The sequence below is a fragment of the Devosia sp. 1566 genome (assembly GCF_004005995.1).
Lineage (GTDB): Bacteria > Pseudomonadota > Alphaproteobacteria > Rhizobiales > Devosiaceae > Devosia.
Genome location: NZ_CP034767.1, coordinates 3,532,377 through 3,552,865, shown reverse-complemented (window position 1 = coordinate 3,552,865; position 20,489 = coordinate 3,532,377). Strand labels below are relative to the sequence as shown.

Here is a 20,489-nt window from a genome sequence, read left to right as displayed (position 1 = left end):
CCAGCCACACCAAGGCGTTTGCGCGCCTATCAGCCTCAGGAGTGTTTGCCATGCTCGACCATTCCGGCTTTGTTGTTGCCGACCTTGCTCGCAGCAGGCGCTTTTATGATGCGATCGCCCGGGCGCTTGAGCTGGGCACGATCGACAACGGCCCCAATGCGTTCCTGCTCGGCAAAAGCGCGCAGGAGCCCATCCCCTATCTCTGGATCGGCACCAGCCGGCCGTCATACTGGGCCGAGGGCTCGCGCCCCGGGCTCAACCAGATGCATTTTGCCTTCCGCGCGCGCAGCCCCGCCATGGTGGATGCGTTTTATCGCGCAGCCCTTGCCGCCGGCGGGCGCGACAATGGCCCGCCCGGGCCGCGCCAGGGCGCTGGGGACTATTACGGCGCCTTCGTGCTCGATCCCGATGGCAACAATATCGAAGCCTGCTTTCGCGGCGTCGACTTTACCCGTGCCGAGCCTGAGTTCAGCAGTTGACGCGCAGTTCGGCGTAGCCGGTCATGCCACCGGCGCCCGAGGACACCACCGCGACGGTGCAGGTGGTGCCGCGCAACAGGGCATTGCCGCCATTGGGAATGGTGGTGCCGTCCGCCAGCGCCACATAGCCCGCTTCCACGGCGGCAACATTGACCTCGGCGCCATTGCCGCAAATGGGGTAGTTGTCCCCGCCCGTGACCAAAAAGCGCGTGCCCGCGGGCATGCAATCGCCGCCGGCAGCGGCCCCCGCTGCGGGCGCGGCGTCGGGCAGCGGCGGCAGGGCGCCAGCCGGGGCCGTGATTGCGCTTTGGTTGCGCCAGTCTTCTTCCAGGATCGCCAGCCGGTTGGACAGTTCCACCAAGGGGTCTTCCCCCGAGGCTGCTGCAGCCGCCGGCGCACTGGCCAGTTGCTGGTTGAACAGCTCAAGGCTCACCCGGATCTGGGCGATGTCGCTCGACATGCGCCTGATGTCGCGCTGGGTATCGGTGTAAACCCAGGCGGAGGCGGCGATGGCGCCCACGGCCACAAGGCCTGCCACAAAGCTCAGCAGGCGCTCCCCGCCAAAGCGTTGGCGCGCAGGGGCCGGCGGCAGGGGCCGCTCGGCGGGCTCGGGGGTGGCAACATCGTCGTGCAAGTAACTTATCCTTCGTGGCCCATCGCTTCGGGGCATGCGCCAAGAGCGTGCCCAAAACATGACGGGAGCGTCACGCTCCCGCCGGGGCCTAGACGCCGGCGGGCTTGGTCAGCGGAGCTGGTGCCGCAGCGCCCGAAATCGCCGGCTGGGCCGGTGCCGCCCCGCCGCCCAGGACACTGCCGACCCCGCCGAAAAAGCCGGTCACGGCGCCGCCAATGGCCTCGCCGCGCGCCGCAATGGCGGCTTTTTCGGCGGCCTGCTTGTCGATGAGCGCCAGCGCATCATTGATCTTGGCGTCAGCCGCCTGCTGTTCGGCCACGAGAGTGGGGTGGGTGGTGAGCACCGGGCAGGGGCCGAGCGGATCGAGCGGGCCGCTGGTCATGGCATTGAACACATAGCGCTGTTCGCACACATCCCAGGAAGGGGGCGTCTTGTTGAACTCAAAGAAGTCATAGCCTTCCTTGATGTTCTTCCAGAATGGCAGGTGCTGGTTGGTGGCCTGCTTGGCTAGGTTGGCCGCCGTCATCTTGAACGGGAAGATCTGCACCTGGAAGGCGGGATTGCCGCCCTTGAAGCTTTCGCGCGCCAGGGCATAGATCTCGGCCATGTTGCCATCGGTCATGGCGTAGCAGCCCACCGACTTGCAATCGCCATGCACCATCAGATTGGAGCCGCTACGCCCAAGCGCGCGGTCGAACTTGTTGGGAAAGCCGGTATTGAACGCGAGGTAATAGGCCGATTTCGGGTTCATCTGGCCGGGCGTGACCGTATAGAAGCCTTCGGGGCTTTGGCGGTCGCCTTCCTTGAACTTGGGCCCCAGATCGCCCGAATAGGTGCAGATCTCGTAGCTTTTGAACAAGGCGAACTGGCCGGTATTGGTGCGCTTCCACACCTCGAGCGTACGTTCCTGCTTGAAGATGCGCACCACCATGGCTTCGCCGGGCGAGGAGCCTATCGCGCGCAGCGCGGTGACGGTGGCAGCAGCGAGGGGCTGGTTGTGGCGGTTGTCGCCCTTGATGAAGCCGCAGCCGGCGAGCGCGAGACCCACCCAGAGCAGCACCACGACGGAGCAGAATTTGCGCAGAAAATTGGCGGTCACAGCAGGCAGCCCATACAGCGGAACACGGGGCTAGCCTTAGGCCTGCTTAGTTACCGCGCGGTAAGAAATCATGGTTAACCCGTTCTTACCACGCCCGCAAAGGGCCCGAACAGGGGCCCCCTGCGGTCAAGTCCGCGTGATCGCCCCCTTACAGGGCGGTGCCGATGGCGAGGAACTTTTCGCGCCGGTGTTCGCGCACTTCCAAACGGCTGCGACCGCTGAAATCATTGAGGAAAGTGCTGATGGCGGTGCGGGTCGCATCCATCACTGCCGCCGGGTTGCGGTGCGCGCCGCCCGCCGGTTCAGGAACGATGGCGTCGATCACGCCAAAGCCCAACAGATCCGTCGCGGTGATCTTCATATTGGTGGCCGCGTCCTGCGCCTTAGCGGCATCGCGCCACAGGATCGAAGCGCCCCCTTCGGGCGAGATCACCGAATAAATCGAATGCTCGAGCATCAGCACCCGGTTGGCCGTGGCGATGGCGATGGCGCCGCCCGAGCCGCCTTCACCGATGATGATGGCGAGGTTGGGCACGCCCAATTCGAGCGATTTTTCGGTGGAGCGGGCAATGGCCTCGGCTTGCCCGCGTTCCTCGGCGCCGATGCCGGGATAAGCGCCGGCCGTATCCACGAACGAGATCAGCGGAATGTTGAACCGGTCAGCCATTTCCATGATGCGCACGGCCTTGCGATAGCCTTCGGGGCGCGCCATGCCAAAATTGTGCTTGATGCGGCTATCGGTAGAGTTGCCCTTTTCCTGGCCCATGACCGCAACGGGCTGGCCGTTGAAGCGCCCGAACCCGGCCTGGATCGCCGGATCCTCGGCGAACTTGCGGTCGCCCGCCAGCGGGGTCCATTCGGTGATGAGGCTGCGGGTATAATCGGAAAAATGCGGACGCTGCGGGTGGCGCGCGATCTGCGTTTTTTGCCAGGGCGTCAGGCGCTTGTAGATGTCGAGCAGCGCTTCTTCGGCGCGAGCCGACAGGCGCGACACTTCCTCGTCGATGGAAACGGCCTGATCGCCCGCTGCCAAATTCTTGAGTTCGGCAATCTTTGCCTCGAGGTCGGCGACCGGCTTTTCAAAATCGAGATAAGTCTGCATCCAACCTGCCCGTTAGGGGTCAATCTTTGACCCATGCCAATGGGCCGCTGCTGTTGCGCCCCAAAGTGGCCGGAAAGTGGCGAGGGCGTCTGTCTGAGTCAAGCGCCTTCGCAGCAGGGGGCCGCTCGGAACGCCGTGAAAGGTTTACGATCCGTCTGCCATTGGGTGGTGGGTTTCCACCAGATGGCGCAGTTTTTCGTCCAGCACATGGGTATAGATCTGGGTGGTTGAAATATCGGCATGGCCCAGCAGCATCTGCACCACGCGCAGATCGGCGCCACCCGCCAGCAGATGGCTAGCAAAGGCGTGCCGCAGCACATGGGGCGCTACCCGGCTGGCGCTGATCCCGGCCCGCGCTGCCAGCCCCTTGAGATCGCGCGCAAACACCTGGCGCGACAAGTATCCCTCGGCGCCGCTCGCGGGAAACAGGAACACGCCCGGCTCAATGGTCTTGAGATAAGCCTTGATCGCATCGCGTGCGCGATCGTTGAGCGGCACGACGCGCTCCTTGTTGCCCTTGCCGCGCACGGTCAAAAAGCTGGCGTCGCGCATCACCGCCGCGCGCTTCAAACTCACCAGCTCGCTCACGCGCATGCCGGTGGCGTAAAGCAGCTCCAGCAGCACATAAAGGCGCAGGGCCGCGGCCTGCTTGGGCGCGGACGCCTCGGTGTTGGCTTCCGCTTCAGCCAAGGTCAGAAGCTTGTCAATCTCGGCGATCGACAGCACTTTGGGCAGGGCGCGCCGGCTTTTGGGGCTGGCGATAATGCGGGTGGGGTCGTCGGCCCGCAGATTGTCGGCACATAAAAAGCGGTGGAACTGGCGAATGGCCGATAGGCGCCGTGCGCTCGAGGACGCCGACAGCCCACTTTGCTTGAGATGATCGAGATAAGCGGCGACTTCTTCGCGCTCCCCCGTCAGCAGCGTCTTGCCCTTGCCTGCCAGAAAGCCGGCATAGTCGGACAGGTCGCGCCGATAGGCATCGATCGTGTTTGGTGCGGCGCCCCGCTCGGCGCTCATCATTTCGAGAAACGCGCCGATCAGATGGGTGCCGCTCATGGGCTCGCCGGGGCCTCGGCCGGTGCAGCATCCGCCGGTGCAGCAGGGGCGGGCTCGGCGGCTGGGGCGGGAGCTGGTGCGCGGGTTTGCCCCGGCAGGCCGGGCGCGCTTTCCCCCAGCAGCTCATTGGTGGGAATGCGGATCGTGGTTTCCTTGGGTGTCGGCTTGACGCTGAGGACCAGCGCGAACATGCCTGCATAAGCAAGGCCAACCAGGATGAGCAGGGTAACAAGGAGGCGGATCAGGGTGGGCATGGTTGTCCGGAATCTGTTCTGGGCGCGGGCACAATACATGAAAATACCGGCAAATGCTTTCGATCTGGTTGGGAGCGTTGCTGGCTTCTTGACAGCGGCCGTCTCGCCCGCTTGATAGCGACCACCACATGGGGAGCCCCTTTTGTCCCGATCCACTGCGGCCAACCGGCAGGCCCAAGCCCAACTCCTTGTCGAGCTGCTGGATGGCAGGCCCCTGGCCCTCGTGGGCATGATGGGCGCCGGCAAGACCACCGTCGGCCGGCGCCTCGCCAATCGCATGGGCCGCCAGTTCCTCGACAGCGACGAGGAAATCGAAAAAGCCGCGCAAATGAGCATCCCCGAGATTTTTGCCCAGCGGGGGGAAACCGAATTTCGCGCCGGGGAAACCCGGGTGATTTCCCGGGTGCTCAAGCTTCCCGACCTGGTGCTCGCCACCGGCGGCGGCGCCTTTGTGCACCCCGAAACGCGCGCCGTGCTCAAAAGCGAAGCGGTTTCAGTGTGGATCAAGGCCGACACCGACCTGTTGTTCCAGCGCGTCTCGCGCCGCTCCAACCGGCCGCTGCTGCAAACGGCCAATCCACGTGAAACATTGGAGCGGCTCGTCGAGGAGCGCTACCCCATCTATGCCGAGGCCGATGTGACCGTGGTGTCGCGCGATGTGCCCCAGGAAACCGTCGCCAGCGACCTCGTGGAAGCCGTGCTCGCCTATCTGCAGGAAAAGCCATAGCCATGCCCGCCATCGCCCATACCGTCCATGTCGCCCTGGGCGAGCGCGCCTATGACATCCTGATCGGCGATCGCCTGCTCGAGGATGCCGGCGCCATTCTGGCCGAGCGTTTTCCCGGTCGCCGCTTCGGTATCGTCACCGACGCCACGGTCGCCCAGACGCAGCTGCCGCGCCTGCAGCGCAGCCTTGATGCCGCGGGCCTCCTTCACACCCCCATCATCGTGCCGGCGGGCGAGGGCAGCAAATCCTGGGCCCAGCTCCAATATGTCACCGAAGCCATTCTTGCCGCCCGGCTCGAGCGGGGCGATGCGGTGATCGCCCTTGGCGGCGGGGTGATCGGGGATCTCGCGGGCTTTGCCGCCTCCATCGCCCGGCGCGGCATGGACTTGATCCAGATGCCCACTTCGCTCCTCGCCCAGGTCGATAGCTCGGTTGGGGGGAAGACCGGGATCAATTCGCCCCACGGCAAGAACCTGGTCGGCGCCTTTCATCAGCCTCGCCTGGTGCTCGCCGATCTCTCCACCCTCGATACCCTCGCGCCCCGGCAATTTGCCGCCGGCTATGCGGAAGTCGTCAAATACGGGCTGATTGACGACGAAGACTTTTTCTTCTGGCTCGAAGCCAACCGCGCCGAGATCTTTGGCGGCGGAGCGGCCCGGGGTGAAGCCATTGCCCGCTGCTGCCGCCACAAGGCCCGCGTCGTCATCGAGGACGAGCGCGAGCAGGGCGTGCGCGCGCTGCTCAATCTCGGGCACACGTTCGGCCATGCGCTGGAAAAGGACACCGGCTTTGGCGATCGGCTGCTGCATGGCGAAGGGGTCGCCATCGGCATGGTGTTGGCGCACGCCTTTTCTGCCCGTTTGGGCCTCGCGCCGTCGCAGGACACCGGCCGGGTACAGGCCCATTTGCAAGCAGCGGGCCTGCCCACCACATTAGGTGACATTGCCGGGGGTGTCGGCTCCACCCAAACCCTGATGGCCGCGATTGCGCAGGACAAAAAGGTCTCACGCGGCGCTTTGACCTTTATCCTGACCCGCGGCATCGGCCAGGCCTTCATTGAACGAAATGTTGATCCAGCTGCCGTGGCGCAGTTTTTGGACGATATGCGGGGCTGAGGCGTCCCGTTTGCTGTGGCCGGCTGCGGCCGCCAGCTGGGCGTTCCGGTGCCAAGCGCACTGGCCCTCACCCTCCCCCTTGTGGGGAGGGCCGGGGAGGGGACTTCCAAGCTAAAAGCTGCGCTTTTGCCCCAAAGCGCTCTTTCAAAACGCAAGAACCCTTTCCATATGGAGGGTCCTCCCGCTACAATGCTAGCCCTTGTGATTTCCATCACTGGGCAGCACTTCGATGGCCAGCGCATGGACCCGGCTCTTGAGCTCGGCATCCAGCGCTTCCATAACGGCGCGGTGTTGCGCCACGCGAGGCTTCCCGTCAAACTGCCGGGTCGCGATTCTGACACGAAAATGGGTTTCACCCCCCTCCAGCCAACCGGCATGACCGCGATGCTTGTTGGATTCGTCGATCACTTCGAGGAATTCGGGTGAAAAGCGGTCGGTAAGCTTGGCTGTTATGGTGTCTTTAAAGGACATCGGGCTGAGGTTTCCATTGGTTTGAAGCAAAGTAACTAGGCGCAATGAAATCGCAATCCAAGCTCTTCGACCCCATCCGCATCCGGCCGCGTCGCGAAGCCAAGCCCGAACCCGTGGCCCAGCTCTGCGATTGGGAAGGCTGCGAGGAACCCGGCACCCACAAGGCCCCCAAGGGCCATGGTGCTGAAGGGCAGTACCACCATTTCTGCCTGCAGCATGTCCGTCACTACAACACGGCCTTCAACTTTTTTGCCGGCATGGAAAAGGACGCGCTGGAAGAAGCGCTCCATACCCCGCCCAAGGCGGAAAGCCGCTCGAGCTTTGCCACCGGCCAGCCCGGTGTGCGCGGATCGCGCGCTGCCAGCGCGGCCGGCATCCGCCCCGGCGACAAATATGGCGACCCCTTTGGCGTCTTTGCCCGTTATCGCCACCGCCAGGCCCAAACCCCGGCGGCCGAGCGGGTCAAGCCGACCAATGAGCTGGACAAGCGCGCCCTTGAAACCCTCGGGATCATCGGTCCGCCCAAATCCGAAGAAATCAAGCGGGCCTACAAGACCCTGGTCAAGATCCACCACCCCGATGCCAATGGCGGCGACAAGTCCTCCGAAGAGCGGCTGCGCACCATTATCGCGGCCTATTCCCATCTCAAGAAATCGGGGTTCGTCGCCAAGTAGTTCGCCGTGGCTCGGGCTACCGCCTCGGGCACAATGCTGCTATAGAGCCGCCGCATCCTTCCTTTGCCGTTCCATCTGCCCAAGAGCCCGCCATGAGTGAATTCACCAACCTGCCGGACACCCAATACCAGGCCCGGGATCTTTTCGGCATCGACACCGACCTGACCGTGCCCGGTTACGCTCAGCGCACCGAGCATGTGCCGCCGGTCGATCCCGATTACCTGTTTGACCGCAACACCACGCTCGCGATCCTGGCCGGCTTTGCCTTTAATCGCCGCGTCATGGTGCAGGGCTATCACGGCACGGGCAAATCCACCCATATCGAGCAGGTCGCGGCCCGCCTCAACTGGCCGCTGGTGCGCGTCAATCTCGATAGCCACGTTTCGCGTATCGATCTCGTCGGCAAGGACGCGATCGTGCTCAAGGACGGCAAGCAGATCACCGAATTCCGCGACGGCATCCTCCCCTGGGCGGTGCAGAACAATGTCGCTCTCGTGTTCGACGAATATGACGCCGGTCGCCCCGATGTGATGTTCGTGATCCAGCGCGTGCTGGAAGTCGCGGGCCGCCTCACCCTGCTCGATCAGAACCGCGTGATCGTGCCCCATCCGGCATTCCGCTTGTTTGCGACCACCAACACCATTGGTCTGGGCGACACTTCGGGTCTGTACCACGGCACCCAGCAGATCAATCAGGGCCAGATGGACCGCTGGAGCCTTGTGACGACGCTCAACTACCTGCCCCATGACAAGGAAGTCGGCATTGTTCTGGCCAAGAACAAAACCTATGCCGAAAATGATCGCGGCAAGAAGCTCGTGTCCAACATGGTGCGCTTGGCCGACCTCACCCGCCAGGCCTTCATCAATGGCGACCTCAGCACCGTGATGAGCCCGCGCACCGTCATCACCTGGGCCGAAAACACCCAGATCTTCGGCGGCGATGTCGGCTTTGCCTTCCGCCTCACCTTCCTCAACAAATGCGACGAACTCGAACGCCCCGTGGTCGCCGAGTTCTACCAGCGCGTCTTTGGCGAAGACCTGCCCGAAAGCTCCGCGAACCTGGCCGTAACGGCCTGATTTTTCTGCCGGACGGCTGCCGTCGGGTCCGTGATTGCTCCCCTCCCCCTTGAGGGGAGGGGGGGTGGGGGTCCATCGGTGATCGCCGAACCACCCCCACCCTCCCGCCGGCTAGGGAAGGGCGCCGAATCCAGACCTTGGTGGCAAACACGACCGCGCCAGCCGTAACCCACGAGCAACCAGCATGGCACAATCGCCCCGCAGCAAAGCCAACAAGCCCGATCAAACCCTGGCCTTCAAGACGGCCATGGGCGCCACTGTGCGCGCCATCGGGGGCAAGAGCGATCTTGAGGTCACCTTCACCGCCGACCGCCCGCTGCTGACGGCCGACAAGGCGCGCCTCGCCAATCTGCCCCGTCTGCCGACCCGGCGCGACATTGCCATTGCCCGCGGGCAGGGCGATGCCATGGCGATGCGGCTCGCGAGCCACGATCCCGAAGCGCACCGCAAGCGCTCCCCCATGGACCCGCAGGCCCGCGCCGCCTTTGATGCGCTCGAGCAGGCGCGCGTCGAGGCGCTGGGCTGCGTGCGCATGCCCGGCATGGTCGGCAATATCGGGGAAATGCTCGAGGACCGCCTGTTCCGCGCCAATTTCGCCGAAGTCACCGCCCGCGACGATGCCCCCATTGCCGAGGCCCTGGGCCTCTTGCTGCGCGAAAAGCTCGCCGGCGTGCCCGTGCCACCCTCGGGCCATGCGCTGGTCGATCTGTGGCGCAGCGAAATCGAAAGCAAGGCCGGCACTTCGCTCGCGACGCTCCTCACCCGCTTTGAGGACCAGAACGAGTTCGGCAAGGCCGCCAAGGCGCTGCTGCGCGACCTCAATCTCGTGCCCGAAAGCGAAGTGGAAGACCCCAGCGACGCGGACGAGAGCGGCGAGGACGAGGGCCAGCCCGACCAGGCCCAGGGTTCCGATGAATCGCCCGAACAGGGCGAAGGCGAAAACGAGCAGACCGACAGCCAGCAGGAAGAGGCTGCCGGAGAATCGGAAGAAACCGGCGATGTTGAGGGCCTTGAATCGGATATGGCCGATGTCGACGAGGACGCTGCCGCCCAGGCCGGCGAGGACGCCCCCATGCCGCCCCCCGGCAAGGACGCCGGCACCCAGCTGACCAATCAGTTCAACTACAAGGTCTTCACCACCAAATATGACGAGATCGTCAAGGCGGCCGAACTCTGCCCGCCCGACGAGCTCGACCAACTGCGTGCCCTTCTCGACAAGCAGCTCGAAAACCTCGCCGGTGCCGTCGCGCGCCTCGCCAACAAGCTGCAGCGCCGCCTCATGGCCAAGCAGAATCGCTCCTGGCAGTTCGACCTTGAGGAAGGCGTGCTCGATACCGCCCGCCTCACCCGCGTCGTCACCGATCCCATGCAGGCGCTGAGCTTCAAGGTCGAGAACGACACCGATTTCCGCGACACGGTGGTCACCCTCCTCATCGATAATTCCGGCTCCATGCGCGGCCGGCCGATCACCATCGCCGCTATCTGCGGCGACATTCTCGCGCGCACGCTCGAGCGCTGCGGCGTCAAGGTCGAGATCCTGGGGTTCACCACCCGCGCCTGGAAGGGCGGCAAGTCGCGCGAAGCCTGGCTGGAAGCCGGTCGTCCCGCCAATCCGGGCCGCGTTAATGACATCCGGCACATCATCTACAAGGCCGCCGACGAGCCCTGGCGCCATGCCCGGCGCAATCTCGGGCTGATGATGCGCGAGGGCCTGCTCAAGGAAAACATCGATGGCGAGGCGCTCGAATGGGCGCGCAAGCGCCTGATGGCCCGCCCGGAAGCGCGGCGCATCCTCATGGTCATTTCCGATGGCGCGCCGGTGGATGACAGCACCCAGTCGGTCAATGCCGGCAATTACCTCGAAGCCCATCTGCGCCAGGTGATCGAGGATATCGAAACGCGCTCGCCCATCCAACTCGTTGCCGTGGGCATCGGCCATGACGTGACCCGCTATTATCGCCGGGCCGTCACCTTGCTCGATGCCGAGGAACTCGCCGGTGCGCTGACCGATGAGCTCGCGGCGCTGTTTGACGAGGAACTGCCCACCCAAACCCGCCGCCGGGGCCGGGGTTGAGGGCAGGCCTGGCACTGCTGCTTGGCCCGCTGCTGCTGGCCTGCTCACCGGGCCAGGCCGCGGAATCCACCACAGTGGGGGCGGTGCAGATCGCCCAGTTCGGCAATTCCGCACTCGACCAGCCTGCTGGCAAGCTGATCTGGCGGGGCGGCATTGCCCTTGTTAGCCAGCACGACGATTTCGGCGGCCTGTCTGGCGTGACCTTCACCAGCCCCGATCACCGTGTTGTGTTTGTGTCCGATCGCGGCCAGTTCGTGTCGGGCCAGCTCGCCTATGACGACCACAATCGCCTGCTCGGCCTGCTCGGTGTGCAGGTTGCGCCGATGCAAAATTCCAGCGGCGCGCCGCTCCCCCGCCAGTATGCCCGGGATGCGGAATCGGTCGAAACCGTGCATCGCGACGGCGTGCCGGTGGCGGTGCGCGTCAGTTTTGAACACCTGACCCGCGTCGCCGATTTCGCCCTCACCGATGGCATTCCTGATGGGCCGGCGCGGGAAGTCACCATTCCCCCGTGGCTCAGCGATAACCGGTCCAATGAAACGCTGGAATCGGTGTGCATCGCGCCCACATCGTCACCCGTGGCCGGCTCGACGCTCCTCATCACCGAAGCCATCATGGATGAGGCGGGCAATCACCGCGCCGAGCTTTTGGGGCAAACCGACAAGGGTTCGCTTTCGCTGGTGCCCAGCCCCGGCCGCGTGCCCACCGATTGTGCCTTTCTGCCTAATGGCGACCTTCTGGTGCTCGAGCGCGGGATTGCCTTTATCGCCTTCACCATGGGCCTGCGCCGCATCCCGGCCGAACTGGTGCGCCCGGGCAGCGTCATGCAGGGTGAAGTGATCCTCGAAGCGAGCGGAGGCACCATCGACAACATGGAAGCCCTTGCTGTCCACACTGCCCCAGACGGGGAAACCCGCATCCTCATCGGCTCAGACAACAATTTCAACGACTGGCAGCGCACCCTGCTGCTGGAATTCGGCGTGCCCGAATAGGCGGGCCTTCGCCCGGCGTTCGCCCAAATGGGCACCAACGCCACCCCACCCCCGGTGTCACCCCGGCCTTGAGCCGGGGCCCATCTCGAGATTTCTCCCCCGCCGCCAGCTGGTCGTGTTCGCCCCGCCACCTCAGGATGGATCCCGGCTCAAGGCCGGGCTGACAGCTGTGGGGAGGATGTCTTGGTGCCCTGCCCGTCGGCGGGTGCGTATCTTAAGCCAGCGCCGTGCTCCGCCCGGCCAGCCAACCGCGCAGCGTCTTGTAGGGCGCGAGCAGCAGCAGCGCGAGGATGAGCTTGACCAAAAAGTCCCCGAGGCCCAGCGACACCCAGAGCGGCACTTCGGTCCCGACGCCGAGCAGCGGTGCCCCGAAGCCCAGCGAGCCGTCTTCGCGGCCAAACATCGTGTCGAGCACGGCAAAGGCCGGGCTCATCGCCAGGGTGAAAAAGATCATCGTGTCGAGTGCCGAACTCACCAACGAGGAGAAAATGGGCGCCTGCCACCAGGCGCCATTGCGCAGGCGATCGAAAATGGAAATGTCGAGAAACTGTGCCAGCAGGAACGCCGTGCCCGAAGCAATGGCGATGCGTGGCGTGGCAAGATAGATCGAGAGGATCACCGCCACTGCAAAGCCGGCGACCACCGCAACCCGCGCCCTGGCCGGGCCAAAGGCGCGGTTGGTGAGGTCGGTGACCAGGAACGCCACTGGATAGGTGAATGCACCCCAGGTCAGGATATCGCCCAGATTGACCGAGCCGATCTCGAACCCGACGGGATATTGCACAAGGATATTGGACGCGGCGACAACCGCCACCATGGCGGCCACAGCCGCCAAGAAACGAGCACGCATGGAATGCACCTCAAAAAACCGCTGACCGGCAACAGACCGGGGCAGGGCGCTGTCTACCTCCTCCGAGCCCGCGGTGCCACCCCGAAAAACAGTCGAGCTTGATTTGCACCGGTTATCGCAGTCGACACCCTCCCCCTCGCGGGGAGGGATCAAGGGAGGGGGGCGGCTGGCCCCGTTACGGTGCCTCTCGCACCCCCACCCATCCTCCCCGTCAAGGGGGAGGTGCGCATCGCGCACTTGGCCACGCCGGCCCAGCCTCACGGCTGCAAGGGACCCGGCAGAACAAAAGTCAAAGAAAACAAAAAACCGCGCCGGGTTTACCCGACGCGGTTCAAAAATTCAGTTCGGCTCGAAAGCTCAGGCGGCCGCGAGGCTCGCGCGGATTTCCTTCTTGATGCCCAGCGCCAGCGGCGACAGATCGGCATCGGCCTGCTTGAGCAGGAATGCATCCAGCCCACCGCGGTGCTCGACGGTGCGCAGGGCTGCAGCGCAGATGCGCAGCTTGACCGGGCGACCCAGTGCTTCGGACAGCAGCGTCACATTGAGCAGATTGGGGAGAAAGCGGCGGCGGGTACGGTTAAGGGCGTGGGAAACATTGTTTCCGGTCATTACGCCCTTGCCAGTCAGTTCACAGCGACGTGCCATTTGATATATCCTGTTTGTGTAAAGGTCCTGCGTGGCGGAACAGTCCGCAACGGGCCTCGATTGTCGGGAAATCTGCGGGTTCTTTAGAGAAAAGGGCCCCCGGCGTCAAGGCAAGCGCGGCTCAACCCGGCGCGAGCGCCTTGCACCTCATCCCCGGGCACGGCAGTTTGCACTCCTGTGTTGATTCGCTGCGCTGCTGGCGCAATGCCTGCTTGGAGAGTTAATCAGCGTGTTTCTGTCTCGCTTCACTCGTGGCCTTGTTGTTGCTGGCCTGTCTGCTGTCCTCTCTATGCCCGCCCTGGCGCAGTCGCAGTCCGTGGATGCCCGCGCCAGCTATGTGCTGACCCTGGGAGGCATCAATATCGCCGCGATGGATGTCGACCTGCTCGATGATGGTGCCCGCTACAGCCTTGATCTCAAGGCCAATGTCGCGGGCCTGGGCTCGCTGGTCGCCAGCGGGACCGCCACCGCCAGTTCAGCCGGCCGCTCGACAAGCCCGCAATTGAGCTCGGACAAGTTCGCGCTCGAGACCCGGGCCAATGGCGAGTTGTTTAATGTCGATGTCTCCTTTGCGCGGGGCGCTGTCGCCGCGTTCAAGGTCAACCCGGCCATCGTGGACAACTATGATCGTATCCCGATCGAGCGCAGCCATCTCGGCGGCGTGGGCGATTTCCTCTCCGCCTTTGTGATCAAGGGCGGCACACTCGACAAAAGCCTGTGCCAGCGACGTACCGGCATTTTCACCGGCGTCGAGCGCTTCGATATTGCGATGACCCCGGCTGGCACCGACGAAGCAACCTCCCCGCGTACCGGCTATCAAGGGCCGGTCGTGCTCTGCAGCGTGCGCTATATTCCTATCTCGGGCCATTTCACCACCTCCGAGATCACCAATTATCTCGCCGAGAACGGCCGCATCGTCATCTGGTACGCCCCCTTGGGCGCCACCGGCTATTTCATCCCTTATCGCGTGCTGCTCGGCACCAATATGGGCGACCTCTCCATGGTCCTCACCGGCATGCGCTTCTAAGCCAACGCAACGGGACCACCGCTGCCACTCACGCGGGCCAGCCAGCATCTGGCGGTGGCATGGGTGCACCAACCCTTCCGCCCCCCACTGTCACCCCGGCCTTGAGCCGGGGCCCATCCCGAAATGCCCCACTGCGCCGCTAGATCGTGGAATGCGGCCACAGCAACCGTGCACAAACCACCACCTCAAGCTGGATCCCGGCTCAAGAGCAGGAGCGACACCGTCGAGTTAGGCGGACTGGGGGGCAAGTGCACCGGTTAGTCGCGTAAGCCGCGCCTCCCAGCCCTGCAGCCCCACCGCTCACACCCTGCACGGCCCAGACCCTAGTCCCCTCCCGCTGGTATAGCTGCCCCTGGCAAGCCACCAGCTCTCCCACACCCCCAGATTGTAAACCCCGGCCTTGAGCCGGGGTCCATCCACGAGATTCTAGACCCGGGGGAGGTGGTGGAACCCTCACCAAGCCTTGCCCATCTCACCCTGCCGCCCAGTCCCGCCCTGGCACGGTCAACGATTTTTTCCTTAACAGCTGCTCCCCGCCGGCCTGTCCTAACTGGGCGCAAAGGTAAACATCACTACCGATCCGCAAAAAACCGCAGCAAGGATCGCGCAACACTCCCCGATTCCTGCAGCCCGTTAACCCCTCAGCAGCACTGGTGAACCGCTTTTGGGCCATTCAGCATCCTTTTCGCCGGTACCAACGCACTCTTGTGCCCCGCCATCCCCGAGCGTCTATAGCTTGGGGTGAACAAACCGGGATTCGCGCCATTTCTGCGATTCTCCCCCTGTTCGTTCACGCTATGGTTCACACCTTGCGCCGCCAGTCCAAACCCCGCCGAAACGTCCCAGATCGGGACAGCGCCGATTTTCCACCCGCCGATTGTTCTCCAACATTCCATCTCCCCAAGCACCTTGCCTCACGCCGTCCCGATTTGGGACAGTCAATGGCGCCAAGGCTTAACGCCGGCTTTCACACGGCCCAGAATGCGCCTGTTCAATAGTTACGGGGATAAGTTTTTCCGCCCGGTCGAGCTTAACGAGCAGTTCACTTCCGCCCCAGTTCAGGACACGTTCATAATCGGTTCATCTTTGTGTACGCTTTGTGGCAACTTGGGCGCCGCCGCCGATCTCACTTGTGGGTCCCGATAAGTTATCCCCACCAGCTCTGGTGTGGAACAAACCCGCATTCCCCCATTCGCGCCGATTCGGGCCCCGTTCGTTCCCGCACTGTTCGAAAGCCGAAAACTAGGCTAGAACCGCGCCCGATCCTGTCCCCGATTGGGACACGCGCCCACCCCTCGCAACCGCCGATGCGAGACCCTACATAGCAGGGCAATGAGCTTTTCATCCTCCTCCTCGCTCAAAGCGATTCTCGGCCCCACCAATACGGGCAAGACCTATTTCGCCATCGAACGCATGCTGGCCCATCCCACCGGGATGATTGGCCTGCCCCTGCGCTTGCTCGCGCGGGAGGTGTATACGCGTGTCGTCGAGCGCGTCGGCGTGCAGGCCGTGGCGCTGGTCACCGGCGAGGAGCGCATCGTTCCCGCCAAGCCGCGCTTCTGGGTTTGCACCGTCGAGGCCATGCCCACCGATATCCGGGTGGATTGTGTTGCCATCGACGAAATCCAGACCGCCATCGACTTCGACCGCGGCCATGTGTTCACCGATCGCATCCTCAATGCCCGGGGCACGCACGAAACGCTGCTGCTGGGCGCCGCCACCATGGCCCCGGTGATCCGCAAGCTCTTGCCCAATGCCGAGATCATCGATCGGCCGCGCTTTTCCCAGCTGACCTATGCCGGCTCCAAGAAAATCTCGCGCCAGCCGACGCGCTCGGCCATCGTCGCCTTCTCGGCCCGCCAGGTTTACGCCATTGCCGAATTGATCCGGCGCGAGCGGGGTGGTGCCGCGGTGGTGATGGGGGCGCTGTCCCCGCGCACCCGCAACGCCCAGGTCGACATGTACCAGAATGGCGATGTGGATTTTCTGGTCGCCACCGATGCCATCGGCATGGGCCTCAACCTCGACATCCACCACGTCGCCTTTGCCGACGACACCAAATTCGACGGCCACCAAAGCCGTCCGCTGACCGCCGCCGAGCTCGGCCAGATCGCCGGCCGGGCCGGTCGCCACGCCCGCAATGGCACCTTCGGCGTCACCGGCGGCACCGAGCCATTTGAGGAGGAAATGATCGTTGCGCTCGAAACGCACGACTTCGACCCGATCAAAGTGCTGCAATGGCGCAACAATCGGCTGGATTTCTCATCGATCGCCGCGCTCCGGGATAGCCTCGAAATGGCCCCCGAGCACCGCAGCCTCACCCGGGTACCGGTAGCCACCGACCAGCATGCGCTTGAGTTCGTCGCGCGCAACGAGGCGGGGCAGCTGGCGCGAGGGCTCGATGGGGCCCGGCTGCTGTGGGAGTGCTGCCAAATCCCGGATTACCAAGGGATTTCTCCGGCGGCGCATGGGGAAATCGTCACGCGGATCTATTCGGACCTGATGCGCCGCGGTGCCGTCAACGCCGATTGGCTGGCCGAACAGGTCCGGTTTTGCGACAATGCGAGCGGCGATATTGACACGCTTTCCAACCGCATCAAGCAGATCCGAACCTGGACCTTTGTCGCGAACCGCAAAAACTGGCTTGCAGACCCGGCTCATTGGCGCGAAAAGACCCGTGATATCGAAGATCGGCTGAGCGACGCTCTCCATGAGCGTTTGACCCAGCGGTTCGTCGACCGCCGCACTAGCGTGCTGCTCCGCCATCTGAAAGACAAACGCATGGTATCTCCCGAGATCAATGACCGAGGCGAAGTGCGCCTTGAAGGCCACCTGATCGGCACCCTGGAAGGCTTCCGCTTTACCCTGGCGCGCAATGACGGGGATGTTGACGCCAAGGGCCTGCGCGCCGCGGCGGATCACGCCGTGGCGCCCGAAATTCGTAATCGTGCCGATCGGCTTGCGGGCGCGCCAAACGAGGAAATCGTGCTGGCCACGGATGGCCGGCTGCGCTGGAAGGGCGATCTAGTCGCCGAATTGCTCCAAGGCGACAGCCTGCTGCGCCCCCGCATCCTGCTGCTGGCCGATGAAACACTGACCGGCCCCGATCTCGAGCGCGTGCAGGATCGGCTCAACCTTTGGCTGCGTCACCACATCAATACCGTGCTTGAAGGCGTAATGGCGCTTGAAGCGCCCGCCGATCTCGAAGGCGCCGCCCGCGGCATTGCCTTCCAGCTGTTCGAAAATCTCGGCATCCTGCCCCGCTCCGCCGTAAGCGACGAGGTCAAGGGGCTGGACCAGGACGTGCGCGGCAAGCTGCGCAAGCTGGGCATCAAGTTTGGTGCTTATCACCTTTACCTGCCGCTTTCGCTAAAGCCTGCTCCACGGGAGCTGGCGCTGATCCTTTATGCGCTCAAGCATGGCGGCGTTAGGCAGCCGGGCGTTTCGGACATCCCGCATATCGTGCTGTCGGGACGCACCTCGTTCCTGGTGGATCCGGAAGTCGATACGCGCCTGTACGAGGTTGCGGGTTTCAAGGTCGCGGGCAAGCGCGCAGTTCGTATCGACATCCTCGAGCGGCTTGCCGACATCATCCGCCCGTTGATCGCGATCGCCCCCGGCCATTACCAGGGTGAAGTTCCTGTCGGCGCGGCGGAAGGCAATGGCTTCCGCGTGACCGTCGAAATGACCTCGCTGCTGGGTTGTTCGGGCGAGGACTTTGCCTCGATCCTGCAGTCGCTTGGTTATCGCCTGCGCCGGACGCTCAAGCCGGTCGCGGCTCCAGAAGCAGCGGCTACGGAAAGCGCAACGCCAGCCGAGGCCAGCGCGGAAGCGCCGGCCCTCGAGCAGACACTGGCCGACAATCCCAGCGAAGTGGAACCTAGCGGGGAGTCGTCCGAACCTGCCGTTGAGCTCGTGCCCGAGCCCCTGGCGCTCGACATTCCTGATACCACCATCATCGAGGCCACGGCACCGGTGGGCGACGAAATTGCCGCCCCCATCGCTGAAGCTGCAAACACCGAAAATGCCGCTCCTGCCGAGCCTGAATGGGATGAAGTCTGGTTCCCCGGCGGCAAGCGCCCCGACAATCGCCGCCAGCAAGGTGGCCGCCGCGGTGGTGCCGAAGGTGGGGAAGCGGAGAGCCGGCCACGTCAGGATCGTCAGCGTCAACCGTCCCGACGCCGCCCCGAAGGGGAAGTCCAGGATCTGTCCAAGCGTCGTCCAGCGGGCGAAGTGCAGGACTTGTCCAAGGCCCAGCATCTCAAGCCAAAACCCGAAGGCAGGCGCTTCGACAAGCCGCGCAGCGATGCGCCACGCGTTGACAAGCCCGTGCGCGAAAAGCGCGAAGTTGCCTTTGATCCCGACAGTCCCTTCGCAGCGCTGGCGGCGTTGCGCAACAAGAAGGACTAGCGCTTGGCGGGGCCGATCGAGCCAGCCGTCCGCAAGGAGCGGCTCGATAAGTTCCTGTTTTTTGCGCGCGCCCTTAAGTCGCGCACCCTCGCGCAGAAAACTATCGAGGCGGGCGCCGTGCGGGTCAATTCCGAGCGCACCTTGAGCAGTGATCACCGGGTGGGCGTGGGTGACGTTTTGACCATGACCCTGCATGGCCGCATCGTGATCTGGAAGATTCTTGATGTGGGTGAGCGGCGGGGACCGGCCAGCGAAGCTGCAGAGCTTTACCAAGACCTGTCGCCTCCCCCGTTGCCGCGGGAGGCACTATCGCCCTTCGAGCGGGCGGTGGGAGAGCGGGTGGCCGGCTCGGGGCGACCCACCAAGAAAGAACGTCGCGATACCGATCGGCTGATCGAGGACCCCGACGAATAAAAGGAACAGCTTTGCGCGCTCACCCAGGAAGCGGCAATTGGCTGCTCTCCTCCAACCTTGCGATGTGGGGAAAAAGCGTTTAGCACCGGCGCAACGCCTGCCGGCGATCTCCGTTGACCCTTGTGTCCGCTCCGAAAAGCCCGCCTCCATGACCTATATCGTCACTGACAACTGCATTAAGTGCAAATATACCGACTGCGTCGAAGTGTGTCCGGTGGACTGCTTCTACGAGGGCGAGAACATGCTCGTCATCCATCCCGACGAGTGCATTGATTGCGGCGTGTGCGAGCCGGAATGTCCCGCAGAAGCCATCAAGCCGGACACTGAAAGTGGTCTGGACGCCTGGCTTGAGATCAACACCAAATTCTCTGCAATCTGGCCGAACCTCTCGGAACGCCGCGATCCGCCTGCGGATGCCAAGCAGCATGACGGGGAAGCTAACAAGTTCGAGAAGTACTTTTCCGAAGCGCCTGGCGAAGGCGACTGACGGTCCCCAACCCTCGGCCACATGGTAATCGGCAAAGCAATGCGGCTTAGTTGCCGCACTGATTCGTTCTTTTTGATTTTGCCGAATTTTTGTGCTAGGGTGTTGCTTGTCTGCAGTTGAGCTCATCTTCAACCGTGCCCGAGGGCACGACTTCTGGCTACATCGCTAGAGGCATGGCGTTCCGGCAAAGCGGACCGGAACGATCGTGGAGCTCGACTGCCGCAGCGCCTGCGCCGCGGGCAAGCAGAGTTAATGTGGACGGTCCTTCCCGCCGGGAACTGTCCACTGGGGCGTCAACAAGGAGTTCCACCATATGGTAGCCAAGAAGTCACAGCAGCGGCTGGGGTTCAAGACCGGCGAGTATGTCGTTTATCCCGCACATGGCGTCGGCATGATCGTGTCGATCGAAGAACAAGAAGTTGCTGGTCTCACTCTCGAGTTGTTCGTCATCAGCTTCGAGCAGGACAAGCTTACCTTGCGCGTTCCCGTAGCTAAGATCAAGTCCGTCGGCATGCGCAAGCTGGCCGAAGAGGACATGGTCAATCAGGCCCTTCATACCGTTACCGGCCGGGCCCGTGTCAAGCGCACCATGTGGTCGCGTCGCGCCCAGGAATATGAAGCCAAGATCAATTCGGGTGATCTGATCGCCATTTCCGAAGTGGTGCGCGACCTGTATCGCTCCGAAGAACAGCCCGAGCAGAGCTATTCGGAACGCCAGCTGTTTGAACAGGCCATGGATCGCATGAGCCGTGAAATCAGTGCGGTGAACCGCCTGACACTGACCGAAGCGGTGCAGCTGATCGAAAAGAATCTTGCCAAGTCGCCCAAGCGCACTAAGGCCGACGCTGCTGATGCAGGCGACGCGGCCGACGCGAGCGACGAGGAAGCTGCCGCGTAATCCGC

20 protein-coding genes are annotated in these 20,489 nt (G+C 63.7%); 12 read left to right on the top strand and 8 right to left on the bottom strand.

The genetic code is table 11. The features are described from left to right. The first annotated feature begins 50 nt into the window (after positions 1-50). Positions 51-479, top strand: a complete 429-nt coding sequence (locus ELX51_RS16910) for a VOC family protein (protein ID WP_127754592.1) — start codon at positions 51-53, stop codon at positions 477-479. Here ELX51_RS16910 and ELX51_RS16905 read toward each other — a convergent pair. The 5 genes from ELX51_RS16905 to ELX51_RS20510 form a co-directional block, all read right to left on the bottom strand. Further along, the gene (locus tag ELX51_RS16905; protein ID WP_127754591.1) at positions 469-1,113 is read right to left on the bottom strand and encodes a hypothetical protein; all 645 of its coding nucleotides are present in this window, start codon (positions 1,111-1,113) and stop codon (positions 469-471) included. The genes ELX51_RS16910 and ELX51_RS16905 overlap by 11 nt on opposite strands. 88 nt (positions 1,114-1,201) lie before the next feature. Then, entirely contained in the window at positions 1,202-2,212 is a 1,011-nt protein-coding gene (locus ELX51_RS20515) for a murein L,D-transpeptidase family protein (protein ID WP_206524653.1), read from the bottom strand. A 148-nt stretch (positions 2,213-2,360) separates the two neighbouring features. Then, entirely contained in the window at positions 2,361-3,314 is a 954-nt protein-coding gene (locus ELX51_RS16895) for an acetyl-CoA carboxylase carboxyltransferase subunit alpha (RefSeq protein WP_127754590.1), read from the bottom strand. A gap of 144 nt (positions 3,315-3,458) precedes the next feature. Then, on the bottom strand, positions 3,459-4,370 hold the full coding sequence (xerD, locus tag ELX51_RS16890) for a site-specific tyrosine recombinase XerD (protein WP_127754589.1): 912 nt from the start codon (positions 4,368-4,370) through the stop codon (positions 3,459-3,461). Further along, the gene (locus tag ELX51_RS20510) at positions 4,367-4,624 is read right to left on the bottom strand and encodes a hypothetical protein (protein WP_348983123.1); all 258 of its coding nucleotides are present in this window, start codon (positions 4,622-4,624) and stop codon (positions 4,367-4,369) included. Before ELX51_RS20510 ends, xerD begins: the two co-directional genes overlap by 4 nt. Before the next feature lie 142 nt (positions 4,625-4,766). Between ELX51_RS20510 and ELX51_RS16875 the strand changes: the two genes are divergently transcribed. Further along, positions 4,767-5,351 (top strand): shikimate kinase, encoded by a 585-nt coding sequence (locus tag ELX51_RS16875; RefSeq protein WP_127754588.1) that lies wholly within the window; start codon positions 4,767-4,769, stop codon positions 5,349-5,351. A 2-nt stretch (positions 5,352-5,353) separates the two neighbouring features. Beyond that, a complete protein-coding gene (gene aroB / locus ELX51_RS16870) occupies positions 5,354-6,466 on the top strand; it encodes a 3-dehydroquinate synthase (protein WP_127754587.1) in 1,113 nt (370 codons plus the stop codon). Positions 6,467-6,658: 192 nt separating this feature from the next. Here the strand turns inward: aroB and ELX51_RS16865 are convergent, their stop codons facing one another. Continuing rightward, complete coding sequence (locus tag ELX51_RS16865) at positions 6,659-6,937, bottom strand: BolA family protein (RefSeq protein WP_127755353.1); 279 nt, start codon at positions 6,935-6,937, stop codon at positions 6,659-6,661. 44 nt (positions 6,938-6,981) lie between these two features. Here ELX51_RS16865 and ELX51_RS16860 point away from each other — a divergent pair, with 44 nt between their 5' ends. From ELX51_RS16860 to ELX51_RS16845, 4 genes are all read left to right on the top strand, one after another. After that, entirely contained in the window at positions 6,982-7,611 is a 630-nt protein-coding gene (locus tag ELX51_RS16860; protein ID WP_127754586.1) for a DnaJ domain-containing protein, read from the top strand. Between the two features lie 92 nt (positions 7,612-7,703). Next, positions 7,704-8,687: a cobaltochelatase subunit CobS gene (gene cobS, locus ELX51_RS16855; protein WP_127754585.1), complete on the top strand. Its 984-nt coding sequence runs from the start codon at positions 7,704-7,706 to the stop codon at positions 8,685-8,687. Between the two features lie 184 nt (positions 8,688-8,871). Next, positions 8,872-10,761, top strand: a complete 1,890-nt coding sequence (gene cobT / locus ELX51_RS16850; RefSeq protein ID WP_127754584.1) for a cobaltochelatase subunit CobT — start codon at positions 8,872-8,874, stop codon at positions 10,759-10,761. Beyond that, positions 10,758-11,753, top strand: a complete 996-nt coding sequence (locus ELX51_RS16845; RefSeq protein ID WP_127754583.1) for an esterase-like activity of phytase family protein — start codon at positions 10,758-10,760, stop codon at positions 11,751-11,753. The genes cobT and ELX51_RS16845 overlap by 4 nt, the downstream gene beginning before the upstream one ends. Positions 11,754-11,967: 214 nt before the next feature. Here the strand turns inward: ELX51_RS16845 and ELX51_RS16840 are convergent, their stop codons facing one another. Further along, on the bottom strand, positions 11,968-12,603 hold the full coding sequence (locus tag ELX51_RS16840) for a VUT family protein (RefSeq protein WP_127754582.1): 636 nt from the start codon (positions 12,601-12,603) through the stop codon (positions 11,968-11,970). Positions 12,604-12,960: 357 nt separating this feature from the next. Next, complete coding sequence (rpmB, locus tag ELX51_RS16835) at positions 12,961-13,248, bottom strand: 50S ribosomal protein L28 (protein ID WP_127754581.1); 288 nt, start codon at positions 13,246-13,248, stop codon at positions 12,961-12,963. Between the two features lie 229 nt (positions 13,249-13,477). On the opposite strand from rpmB, the gene ELX51_RS16830 reads away from it, so the two are divergent. The 5 genes from ELX51_RS16830 to ELX51_RS16810 all read left to right on the top strand — a co-directional run bounded on the left by ELX51_RS16830 (position 13,478) and on the right by ELX51_RS16810 (position 20,484). Continuing rightward, positions 13,478-14,275, top strand: coding sequence for a DUF3108 domain-containing protein (locus ELX51_RS16830; protein ID WP_127754580.1), 798 nt, complete (start codon positions 13,478-13,480; stop codon positions 14,273-14,275). Between the two features lie 1,332 nt (positions 14,276-15,607). Next, positions 15,608-18,685, top strand: coding sequence for a helicase-related protein (locus ELX51_RS16825; protein WP_127754579.1), 3,078 nt, complete (start codon positions 15,608-15,610; stop codon positions 18,683-18,685). Positions 18,686-18,688: 3 nt separating this feature from the next. Continuing rightward, entirely contained in the window at positions 18,689-19,099 is a 411-nt protein-coding gene (locus tag ELX51_RS16820) for an RNA-binding S4 domain-containing protein (RefSeq protein ID WP_248305163.1), read from the top strand. A gap of 148 nt (positions 19,100-19,247) precedes the next feature. Further along, complete coding sequence (gene fdxA, locus ELX51_RS16815) at positions 19,248-19,586, top strand: ferredoxin FdxA (RefSeq protein ID WP_127755351.1); 339 nt, start codon at positions 19,248-19,250, stop codon at positions 19,584-19,586. Positions 19,587-19,899: 313 nt separating this feature from the next. Further along, positions 19,900-20,484: a CarD family transcriptional regulator gene (locus ELX51_RS16810; protein ID WP_127754578.1), complete on the top strand. Its 585-nt coding sequence runs from the start codon at positions 19,900-19,902 to the stop codon at positions 20,482-20,484. Positions 20,485-20,489: the final 5 nt, after the last annotated feature.